Origin of the sequence: Pseudomonas sp. SGAir0191, assembly GCF_002812565.2 — a bacterium.
Classification (GTDB): Bacteria; Pseudomonadota; Gammaproteobacteria; order Pseudomonadales; family Pseudomonadaceae; genus Aquipseudomonas; species Aquipseudomonas parafulva_B.
The window spans coordinates 4,678,153-4,688,876 of the sequence record NZ_CP025035.2 but is presented as its reverse complement, the minus strand read 5'-3'; the positions used below and the strand labels follow the sequence as shown (position 1 = coordinate 4,688,876).

The 10,724-nt window shown below is 62.9% G+C and carries 10 protein-coding genes; 3 read left to right on the top strand and 7 right to left on the bottom strand.

The window, feature by feature from the left end; translation table 11 throughout:
• From CWR53_RS21040 to CWR53_RS21030, 3 genes are read right to left on the bottom strand one after another with little or no spacing between them, the layout of a single operon-like run.
• Complete coding sequence (locus CWR53_RS21040; RefSeq protein ID WP_058602945.1) at positions 1 to 273, bottom strand: phosphopantetheine-binding protein; 273 nt, start codon at positions 271 to 273, stop codon at positions 1 to 3.
• Positions 242 to 1,060 (bottom strand): 1-acyl-sn-glycerol-3-phosphate acyltransferase, encoded by an 819-nt coding sequence (locus CWR53_RS21035; RefSeq protein WP_058602946.1) that lies wholly within the window; start codon positions 1,058 to 1,060, stop codon positions 242 to 244. The genes CWR53_RS21040 and CWR53_RS21035 overlap by 32 nt, the downstream gene beginning before the upstream one ends.
• Entirely contained in the window at positions 1,036 to 1,755 is a 720-nt protein-coding gene (locus CWR53_RS21030; RefSeq protein ID WP_058603079.1) for a beta-ketoacyl synthase chain length factor, read from the bottom strand. The genes CWR53_RS21035 and CWR53_RS21030 overlap by 25 nt, the downstream gene beginning before the upstream one ends.
• Before the next feature lie 300 nt (positions 1,756 to 2,055).
• Between CWR53_RS21030 and CWR53_RS21025 the strand changes: the two genes are divergently transcribed.
• The 3 genes from CWR53_RS21025 to CWR53_RS21015 are packed head-to-tail and all read left to right on the top strand — an operon-like array spanning position 2,056 to position 3,544.
• Positions 2,056 to 2,829, top strand: a complete 774-nt coding sequence (locus tag CWR53_RS21025; protein ID WP_100852409.1) for a ParA family protein — start codon at positions 2,056 to 2,058, stop codon at positions 2,827 to 2,829.
• A gap of 60 nt (positions 2,830 to 2,889) precedes the next feature.
• Positions 2,890 to 3,198: a type II toxin-antitoxin system HigB family toxin gene (locus CWR53_RS21020; RefSeq protein WP_100852408.1), complete on the top strand. Its 309-nt coding sequence runs from the start codon at positions 2,890 to 2,892 to the stop codon at positions 3,196 to 3,198.
• Positions 3,188 to 3,544, top strand: a complete 357-nt coding sequence (locus CWR53_RS21015; RefSeq protein ID WP_100852407.1) for a type II toxin-antitoxin system HigA family antitoxin — start codon at positions 3,188 to 3,190, stop codon at positions 3,542 to 3,544. Before CWR53_RS21020 ends, CWR53_RS21015 begins: the two co-directional genes overlap by 11 nt.
• Positions 3,545 to 3,546: 2 nt before the next feature.
• On the opposite strand, the gene trxC is transcribed toward CWR53_RS21015, so the two are convergent.
• The 4 genes from trxC to CWR53_RS20995 all read right to left on the bottom strand — a co-directional run bounded on the left by trxC (position 3,547) and on the right by CWR53_RS20995 (position 10,676).
• A complete protein-coding gene (gene trxC / locus CWR53_RS21010; RefSeq protein WP_058602950.1) occupies positions 3,547 to 3,981 on the bottom strand; it encodes a thioredoxin TrxC in 435 nt (144 codons plus the stop codon).
• A gap of 26 nt (positions 3,982 to 4,007) precedes the next feature.
• Positions 4,008 to 5,468 carry a protein adenylyltransferase SelO gene (gene selO, locus CWR53_RS21005; RefSeq protein ID WP_100852406.1) on the bottom strand — a complete coding sequence of 487 codons (1,461 nt, stop codon included), beginning with the start codon at positions 5,466 to 5,468 and terminating at the stop codon, positions 4,008 to 4,010.
• A gap of 121 nt (positions 5,469 to 5,589) precedes the next feature.
• Positions 5,590 to 8,898, bottom strand: a complete 3,309-nt coding sequence (gene mscK / locus CWR53_RS21000) for a mechanosensitive channel MscK (protein WP_100852405.1) — start codon at positions 8,896 to 8,898, stop codon at positions 5,590 to 5,592.
• Positions 8,899 to 8,933: 35 nt separating this feature from the next.
• A complete protein-coding gene (locus CWR53_RS20995; protein ID WP_058602953.1) occupies positions 8,934 to 10,676 on the bottom strand; it encodes a potassium/proton antiporter in 1,743 nt (580 codons plus the stop codon).
• Positions 10,677 to 10,724 lie beyond the last annotated feature (48 nt).

Below are 10,724 nucleotides of genomic sequence, written 5' to 3'. Positions count from 1 at the left end.
TCAGGCGGCCTGACGGGCGGTGACGAACGCCGCCAGGGCGGCGACACTGCTGAAATGGTTGCGGGTGTCCTTGGCATCGGCGTCGATCTTGATGCCATAGCGCTTCTGGATGGCCAGGCCGAGCTCGAGCGCATCAACCGAATCCAGGCCCAGGCCTTCGCCGAACAGGGTCTGTTCGTCGTCGATGTCCTGGACGCTGATGTCCTCCAGGCCCAGGGCGTCGATGATCAGTTGCTTGAGATCACGGTTGAGGTTTTGCTGTGGCGCGCTCATCGGCGGCGAGCTCCTTGATGTAGTAGTTGTGCAGATAATCGTTGAGCAGACGGGAAGCTTTGGGCGCAGGGCCCAGGGCCGTGTAGGCGTCGGGATGCACGTCCGGGCCCACCGAAAGGGTGAAGTGCACCCGCCTGCCGGGTATGCGGTACCAGGGTTCGTTCTTGGTCAGCGTGGTCGGGCTGACCTTGATGGTGACAGGGGTGATGACGCTTGCACCGCGCAGGGCAATCGCAGCCGCGCCGCGGTGAAAGGCCGGCGGCTGACCGGGCGAGGTACGCGTGCCTTCCGGGAAAATCACCAGGGTCTGGCCCTGTTGCAGCGAGGCGACGGCGGTGTCGAGCATGTCCATGCTGCCATCGTTGCCGATGTACTGCGCCTCGCTGACCGGCCCGCGCGTGAACGGGTTGTCGAACAGGCTCTGCTTCACGACGCAATTGGCTTGGCGTACCAGGCCGATCAGGAACACCACGTCGATCAGGGACGGGTGATTGGCGATGATCATCTGGCCCGGCCGGCCCAGGCGCTCGGCCCCGTCAATTTCGTAGGTCAGCACACCCATGGCGCGCATGAACTGCACGAAGCGCCAGAACAGCCAGCTGATGGTGCGCCGGGCCCGCTCGCGGTGCCGTGCCCGGCCACCGGGCAGGCAGGCCAGCAGCGGAAACACGAATAGCCGCAGGGTCAGGCAGCCCACGCCAAACAGCATAAAGCTCGTGGCGGTGGCCAGCAGGCGCCAGATATAGGCGTCGCCTGGCCTGCTCACGGCTGTCGGTGCCAATTCCATGTACGACGCTTCCCTGTGTGAGTGAAATCGGCGCGGCCGTTGAGCATGGCCTTGAGCCAGGCCAGGCCGTGAGGCAGCGCAGGCACGGCAGGTGACGCGGCGACCTCGCCGGGCGCCAGCTGCCATTGCCGGCCCGGGGTCAGCAACAGGCCGAGCGCGTAGGCGAACGGTACGTCGTCTATCCAGGGGCCATAGGCCGGTGGTGGCTGCTCTTCGGTGACGATCAGCAGCACGGCTGGGGCGCCATCAGCCATGAGCGCTGCGGCTTCTACCACGCCTTGTTCGAAACCATCCCCGGCAGCGGCCAGAGCCGTCATCTCGCAGGTGGAACCGCGCAGGATCGACCACAGGCCGATGACCGCGTTGTGCACCGAGAGGCTGAACTGGGTAGGGGACAGCGGCTGCCCGGCAGCCAGTTCGCCCAGAATCGAAAACGTGCGGGGTGTTTCACCGTGGCGTGAAACGAACACCAGCGGCAGCGGCGGCTGGCCCTCTGCCAATGGCCAGGCCACCGCGAACGCCATGCGCGCCATGTGGCTCAGCCGACGACGCTGCATGGCCGGCAGGAAGGCCACGTCAGGCGCGCAGGCGTCTGCACTCGATGGCGAACTGCCGCTAGCCCAGGCGTGCCAGTCGGCAGGCGCCGAAAGGCCTGGAGCCCATGCACGCCATTGGGTGATGTTGAAGGTGATCACGGTGGTCTTCTTCCCGCCCTGAGGGGCTTCCATGCCGAGCGAACGACTCGGCGCCTGCCTGTCAGGGGTGGTGCGTTCATCGAGTGGCGCGCATTATCCCGGTGCGGCGGTGATGTAGCAATGGATTCGGATCCAAAGAGACAACGCCTTCAAGCGGATGTGGCGTGGTCCGATTGAATAGTTTCCTTTTTCCGACAGCCGGCATGGCGCCACGCGTGGTGGGCGGTCGCTGTAGCAGCGCTGGTCATGAACACAGCGTCGCCACATACTCGGAACCTCGTCCCTATCCGGAGCTCAGTCATGCGACGCGTGGTGTTCAATCAGAAAGGCGGGGTGGGCAAGTCCAGCATCGCCTGCAACCTGGCAGCGGTAAGCGCCCATGAAGGCTACCGAACCTTGCTGATCGACCTGGATGCACAGGCCAACTCGACCCAGTACCTCACTGGGCTGGTGGGCGAAGACATTCCCATGGGGATCGCCGATTTCTTCAAGCAAAGCCTGTCCGGCGGACCTGGAGCGAAGAAGAACAAGGTCGAAATCCACCAGACGCCATTCGACAACCTGCACGTGGTCACCGCCACCTCTGAGTTGGCCGACCTGCAACCCAAGCTCGAAGCCAAGCACAAGATCAACAAGCTGCGTAAATTGCTCGAAAACTTGAGTGAAGACTATGAGCGGATTTACATCGACACCCCGCCGGCTCTCAACTTCTACGCCGTCTCGGCGCTCATCGCAGCGGACCGTGTACTGATCCCGTTCGATTGCGACAGCTTCTCGCGCCAGGCCCTGTACGGGCTGCTGGCCGAGATCGAGGACATCAAGGAAGACCACAACGAACACCTGATCGTCGAGGGCATCGTGGTGAACCAGTTCCAGCCCCGTGCCAGCCTGCCGCAGCAGATACTGGACGCGCTACTGGCCGAAGGCTTGCCGGTGCTGCCGGTGTATCTGGGCAGTTCGGTGAAGATGCGTGAGTCGCACCACGCCAGCCTGCCCCTGATCCACCTCGACCCCCGCCACAAACTGACCCAGCAATTCGTGGCGCTGCATGATTTGCTGGGTGGGGATGAGTAGGTGCAGCTTGCGTAAAAGTCTGGTGCTGATCATAATCTCCCAAAACGGGAGAATAGCGAAATGCGGGTGATTGCCAAGAGCAGCCTGGTGAAATCTTGGGAGATGCCCGGTAATCACGATGCCAAGGCTGCATTGGAAAGCTGGTATGACCTAGTGATCAAAGCTACTTGGCTGACGCCGCAGGATGTGAAAGATCAGCTCGGCAACGCTAGCATCTGTGGAAGGAACCGCATTGTTTTCAACATTGGCGGTAATAAATATCGCCTCGTCGTGGAAATGCAATATAAGGCGGGTATCGCCTGGGTGAAATTCGTCGGCACCCATGAACGCTATGACGAAATTGACGTGGAGACAGTGTGTGAATATTAAGCCTATTCGCAGTGATGAGGATCTGCACGCGGCCTTTCGGCGGCTTGAGGCTATCTTCCAAGCCGAACCGGGCACCCCCGAAGCCGATGAAATGGAAGTACTCGTTACCCTGATTGAAGTGTATGAAAACAAGCACTATCCCATTCAGTCGGCTACCCCTCTGGAAGCCATCAAGTTCTGCATGGAACAACAAAGTCTTACCCCTCGAGACTTAGAGCCCTATATCGGGTCCAGTGGTCGGGTGTCTGAGGTCTTGAATGGAAAGCGCAGGCTGAGTCTTTCCATGATCAGACGTCTGCACGAGGGGCTGCGTATCCCCTATGAGTCGCTGCTGGCAGGTACCTGAGGTCAAACCCCCCGGCTGCGCAGCCACTCCAGCAGTGCCTGAAGGGGAAGAGCCCCCGCCTGGCGCGCGACCTCGCGGCCGTTGCGCATCAGGATGAGGCTCGGAATCGAGCGAATGCCCAGTTGCCCGGCCAGGGTGCGGTTGGCTTCGCTGTCGAGCTTGGCCAGGCGGCAGCGGCCACTCAAATGGCGGGCCGCCTGTTCGAACACTGGCGCGAAGGCCTTGCAGGGGCCGCACCAATCGGCCCAGACATCGATCAGCAAGGGCAGGTCGCCTTTGACCTGGCTTGCATAGCTGCTCTCGGTCAGCACGAACGGCGCCTGGAGCACCACCTGCTGCTTGCAGCGGCCACACTTGGGCGCATCGCCCAGGCGGTCGGCGGGTAAGCGGTTCAGGCCGTTGCAGTGAGGGCAAGGGACAACCAGCGAATCGGTCATTTCATCTCCGTTCGAGTAAGTGGGTTTCAGGACGAGCAACTGATTTCCAAGTGCTTGCCCCAGGCAGGGGGCGGCGCTGCATAGGCCTGCATCCCGGTCTGTTCCTCGAACGGGCGGCTGAGCACCTGATGCAAGCGCCTGACCTCAGTGTAGTCACCTGCCTCGGCCGCTTCGATGGCGTTCTGCGCCAGGTAGTTACGCAGCACATACAGCGGGTTCACGACGTGCATGCGCTCACGCCGCCCGGCAGCTTGGTTCGGCTCACGTTCGCAGCGCGCTTGATAGTCCACCGCCCAGGCGTCGAAACCCGCCAAGCCGACGAAGTCGTCACGTACCGATTGCAGCGCGTCGGCCAGCGGTTGATCGCCCAGTCGGCGGAAGAACAGGTTGTAGTCCACGCCACCGCTCTGCATGCGTTGCAGCAGGCGCTCGACCAGGGCCATGTCCTCGTCCTCGGCCGTCGTCAGGCCGAGCCGGCGACGCATCAGGTCCAGGTAATGGGCCTGGTACAGGGGCAGGAACAGCGCCAGCGCCTGCTTGAGCGCTTCGACATCGATCACCGTGGTCAAGGCCTGGGCCAGCGCACTGAGGTTCCAATGGGCGATCGGTACCTGATTGGCATAGCTGTAGCGGCCGCGGTCGTCGGAGTGGTTGCAGATGAAGTTGGCATCAAAATCGTCGAGGAATGCGAACGGACCGAAATCGAAGGTGATTCCCAGGATCGACATGTTGTCGGTGTTCATCACGCCGTGACAGAAACCGTACGCTTGCCAGCGCGCGATCAGCTCGGCATTGCGCTCGACGATGGTCTGGAACATGTCCAGGTAAGGCTGTTCGGCGTCTTTGCACTGCGGGTAATGCTCATTGAGTACATGGTCGATCAGCACGCGCTGCTGCTCGGGCTGCTGGGTGTAGTAGAAGTACTCGAAATGGCCAAAGCGGATATGGCTCTGGGCAAGGCGGGTGAGCATGGCAGCGCTTTCCTGGGTTTCGCGCCACACCGGGGTACTGGAGCCGATCACGCACAGGGCGCGGCTGCTGGGTATGCCCAGGGCATGCAAGGCTTCGCTGGCCAGAAACTCACGGATCGAGGACCGCAGCACGGCACGGCCATCGCCCATGCGCGAGTAGGGTGTCTGGCCGGCGCCCTTGAGGTGCAGGTCCCAATGTTCACCGGCATCGTTGACCACCTCGGTCAGCAACAGGCCGCGCCCGTCCCCCAGGCGCGGGTTGTAGCCGCCGAACTGATGGCCGGAGTACACCATCGCCCGCGGATCGGCGCCCTCCCAGAGCTTGTGGCCGCTGAACAGCTCGGCGAACAACGGCAGCTCGGCCTGGGCCGGGTCCAGGTCGAGCAGCGCCATGGCCGACGCACTGGCGACGACCAGGCGAGGGTCTGCGATGGGCTCAGGCAGTACCTGGGTAGAGAATGCGTCGCCCAGGCGGGCGAAGCGGTTGTCGAAGGTGAGCTGGTCGAGCGCTTTCACGGGGCTGCTCCTGAGTCGGGGTGGCAAGAGGCCGCTGCGTGGCCCTGTGCGGGCGGACCGGCCGTGAGCGAGGACCAGGCCCTCGCGGGTGGAACGGGCGTATCTGCCCTATGGAGTCCAATCACACCGGTGGAGTGCCATCGGATTTTGGCGAGTCCATCGGTATCAACTGTTGTTTGCCGGCTTTGGGGTCCATCAGGAAGACTTCGACCTGGCGTACGGAGATCTTGATGTCGTGCGCCTTGAATTCCCGGTTGATGTAGCGATTGATCTCGTCCAGCGTCGGGTTGCGATCGCCCAGGTCACGGACATGCATGCGCAGTTCGTGGTCCAGCGAGCTTTCGCCGAATTGCAGGAAATACACCAGGGGTTCGGGATCCTTGAGTACCCGGGGGTTCTCATGTGCACCCTTGAGCAGCAGGTCGCGCACCAGGTCCAGGTCCGAGCCGTAGTCGATGCCCAGCTTCAGGGTCACGCGGGTGACGGTATCGGTGAGCGACCAGTTGATCAGTTGCCCGGTGATGAACGTCTTGTTGGGGACGATGATGTCCTTGCGGTCGAAGTCGGTGATGGTGGTGGCGCGGATGCGGATCTTGCTCACCGTGCCCGACAAGTTGCCGATGGTGATGGTGTCACCGATACGCACCGGGCGTTCGAACAGGATCATGATGCCCGAAATGAAGTTGGCGAAGATTTCCTGCATGCCGAAACCCAGGCCTACCGACAGCGCGGCGACCAGCCACTGCAGCTTGTCCCAGCTGACCCCCAGGGTGGAGAGGGTGCTGACGATGCCGACGCCGACGATGGTGTAGGACAGCAGCGTGGTGGTGGCGTAGGCGCTGCCCTGGGCCAGGTTCAGCCGCGACAGTACCAGCACCTCCAGCAGGCCGGGCAAGTTGCCGGCCAGGGCGAATGTGATGCCCACGATCACCAGTGCGCCGAGCAGGTCACCGAGGCTGATGGGGACCATGCTCGCCGCAGCGCCTGTACCGCTGGTGTATTCGTACAGCACGAAGTTGTTGAGGTAGGCGAACACCGAGAGCAGGTCCGACCACACCCAGTACAGGCCGGCGATGAAACCGCCGAGCAAGGCCAGGCGGATCAGGCGCAGGGACTGCTGGTTGACCTGTTCGATATCCAGCGTCGGTTCTTCGACGACGACTTCGCCATCTAGCCCTTCCTTGGCCGCAGCCCGCTTGCTGAGCGCGCGCTGGTAGGCCAGGCGTCGGGCGGCCACGGACAGCCCGCGTACGAATGCCGCCTCGATCACCAGCCAGAACAGCAGCAGGTAGAGGGTGTAGATCAGGCGGTCGGTGAGTTTCAGCGCCGTGTAGTAGTAGCCGAAGCACACGGCGATGAACAGGGCGATGGGCAAGGCCGTGAACGCCACACCCACTGCCTTGCGAAACAGCGAGGTGTCGCGGTGGGCAGGGCTGCTCAGCAACAGGCGGCTGAGCAACCAGGCCATCAATGCGTAGCAAGTCAGTACCACGCCAATCCCCAGCACGTCGTCGGCCAGCGCCGAGGGCTGGTGTTCGGCTACCGCCACCACCCCTACCAATGCCAGCACCACGGTGCCAAGACGCCGGACCCAGCCGCGCAGGAACTCCACTTGCGGCTTGTACCAGCGGAAGTGAATCTCGGCCACCCCGCCAGGCGAGAGAATGCGGTAGGCCGTATAGAACACCAGCCAGGCCTGGGCCAGTTGCCACAGCGCCGCGCCAAGGTTGGCGTTCTGTCCGCGGGCGTCGATCTGCAAGGCATAGCTGCACAGCGCAAGACCCAGGCTCACCGGCATCGCCAGCAGGATGTTGATCAAGATCGCCTGAGGGGTGTGCCACTGGCTGTCGCGGCGGAAATGGCCGATGTCCTGGTGCACCTTGCCCAGGCGCTGGTACAGGTACTTGCGTCGCCACAGCAACGCGCCGATCACCAGCAACAGCGGCAGGAACAGCAACGGCCGCTGGCTCAACCCGTCAGCCAGCTCCTTGAGGCCCGAGCCCCACGGCAGGTCCGCCACCTGGTCAGCCAGGCGTTGCGGCACATAGGCCAGCCAGTCCCAGTCCAATGGCTTGTTGCTGGGTATCCAGAACATCTGCTCGTCCAGCGTAGTACGCAGGCTTTGGGCAGTGCCCAGCAGCTGCTTCTGGTTCAGCTGCAAGGTAATGGATTCGTTGAGCAGGGCCGACAGCTCCCGGTTCAGGCGTTCGAGCAAGTCGCTGCGGGTGATGGCCACTTCCAGCAATGCCTTGCGCAACTGGGGGGTGACGGTTTCGGGGGGCTGGGCTGCCAGCAGTTTGTCCACGTAGCTGACCGGGCTGCTCATCTGCTCGCGCTGCTGATTGACCTCGAACTGGTACAGGCGTGTGTCAGCGATCTGGTCAGCCAGGTCACGGTCGAGCTTGAGATGCGGGAGGGTCTGTTTCTGTTTGTACAGGATCTTGGACAGCAGCAGGCTGCCTTTGAGAACGCTGATCTGCTCGTCCAGCGCCTGGTCGGCCTGGGTCAAGGTGTCGAGCTGCTGCTTGGTCCGCAGATTCTGCTGGGTCAGTTCGTTGAGCCGGTCGGTGCTTCTGAGCAGGTAGTCGGACAGCTTGAGGTTGGCTGCGCTTTCGGTGGCCAGCAGGCTGCTGCCGCCGGCTTTCTGGGCTTCGATCGACTGCTGTGTGACGGTTTCCTGGGACTGGGCCAGGCGTTTGTCATTGATCAGGGTCTGCAGGTCCTGGATTTCCTGTTCCAGGCGTGCTGTGCGCTCGATCAGCAGGTCATGGCGGGCATTGCCCAGGTCCTGCAGCACACTGTTGCCAGCCAGCTCCTGGCGGCGCAACTGGGTAAGGGCGTTGAGCGAGGCCAGTTCGGCGTTGAGCTGGTTGCGCAGGTCGGGGCTGACAGGCTTGCCCGCGTCCTTGCCGCTTTTGAGGATGCTGTTGATTTGCTGGGCCCGCGCCTGGCTACTGCTGATCTCGGACTGGGCCCTTTCGGGACGGGTCTGCGAATTGATGATCAGGCTGTTGGCTTCGGACAGCGCTTTTTGCAGCTCGCCTTGCTGGGTAGTGCGCTCACTGAGCATCTGCTCGAGCTGCGGCACGCCGAGGTTGGCGTAGCGCTGGGCCACCGACTGCACCGAGCTCTGCTTGAGCCTTGCCAGCTCTTTCTGGCTGTCGCTGGTTTCCTTGGGCGCGCTGGCCAGTTGCTGCTTGAGGGCAGCCAGCTTGCGTTCGTTGTCTTCCTTGCTGGCCAGCAGGCCGAGGGTCTGCTCGAGCACTTGCTGCAGGGCCTTCTGATCGGCTTCGGGTAGCTTGCGCTCGGCGATCTTGTCGAGGCTTTCCTGGACGCTGGCGGTGGTGGGGGCTTCAGCGGCGGCGACCGCCAGGGGAAGGCAAAGGCACAGCCCGAGCAGGGCTGTGCGAAGGTGCAGGCGAAAGGACATAGGCAGACTACTTGTGGATCAGGCAGAAACGAAGTTTAGAGGAACAATCCTGGTCCTGGTCGCGATCCTTCGGGGAATCTGACGCCCACTTTCTGAATCTTGTTCCCGTCCATGGTCGCCACGGTCCAGATCGTGCCATGCCATTCGACCTGGTCGCCTACCACTGGCGCGCCTCCGACCTTCTGTCGGATGAACTGCGCCAGCGGCATGTGGGCATCTTGGCTGTCGACGTTGAGGCCGTAGAGCGATGCCACGGCGCCGAGCTCGGCATCGCCTTCGAGCACGAAGTCGCCGAAGAAGCGCAGGTCCAGCCCGCGCTGGGGTGCCTGGCTGAAGAGTTTGCCCAGTGCAGGCAGGTTGTGCTCATGCCCGATCACGCACAGCATGTCGTCTACTTCCAGCACCGTACTGCCCGAAGGGTGTAGCAATTGTTCGCCACGGAACAGCGCGGCGATGCGCGTGCCCTCTGGCATCTTCAGCTCCCTCAGCGCTGCGCCAATGCACCACTTTTCGGCACCCAGGCGATAGACGAACATCTCCCATTCGCTGGTGATGTGCACTTCCAGTGCCGAGCGTGAAATGGGCGCCGGGTCTGGCGGGACCGTCACCTTGAGCAGTTTGGCCATCCAGGGCAGGCTGGTGCCCTGCACCAGCAGCGAAACCAGGACGATGAAGAACGCCAGGTTGAAGAACAGCTGGGCGTCCGGCAGGCCGGCCATCAACGGGAATACCGCCAGGATGATGGGCACGGCGCCGCGCAGGCCCACCCAGGAAATGAAGGCCTTCTCGCGGTCGTGGAACGCCTTGAAGGGGAGCAGTGCGGCGACCACCGACAAGGGGCGTGCGACCAGAATCATCCACAGGGCAAGGCCCAATGCCGGCAGGGCGATAGGCAGCAGGTCGTGAGGCGTCACCAACAGGCCCAGCACCAGGAACATCCCGATCTGGGCCAGCCACGCCATGCCGTCGAGCATGTGCAGAATGCCGTGGCGGCTGCGGATCGGCTTGTTGCCCAGTACCAGCCCGCACAGGTAGACCGCCAGGAAACCACTGCCATGCAGGGCGTTGGTCAGCGAGAAGACCACCAGGCCACCGGCCACGACCAGTATCGGGTACAGGCCGCCTGCCAGGTTGATGCGGTTGACCAGTTGCAGCATCACCCAGCCGCCGCCCAACCCCAGCAGCCCGCCGATGCCGAACTCGCGCAGCAGGTGGCCCAGCAGGCTCCAGTGCAGCCCGGTCTGGCCGCTGGCGATCATGTCGATGAGGGTCACGGTGAGGAACACCGCCATCGGGTCGTTGCTACCCGATTCGATTTCCAGCGTGGCGGTGACCCGTTCGTTCAGGCCTTTACCGCCCAGCAGTGAAAAGACCGCCGCGGCATCGGTGGAGCCGACGATGGCGCCAATCAGCAGGCCCTGGATCAGGCTCAGGTCGAACAACCAGGCCGCCACCATGCCGGTCAACGCCGTGGTGATCATGACCCCGACCGTTGCCAGCGAAAGCGCCGGCCACAAGGCGACCCGGAAGCTTGCTACCCGCGTGCGCAGACCACCGTCGAGCAGGATCACGGCAAGCGCGAGGTTGCCCACCAGGTAGGCGGTCGGGTAGTTGTTGAAAATGATGCCACCCCCGTCCACGCCAGCGATCATGCCGACGGCCAGGATGATGACCAGAATCGGGATGCCGAGCCGCGACGACAGCGAACTGACCAGGATGCTTGCCCCTACCAGCAATGCGCCGATCAGGAACAGGCTATTGATGGTACTGGCATCCAAAGGCAGGTACTCCGGGACAACGAGGAGGGAAGACGTGGTAGCGCGTAT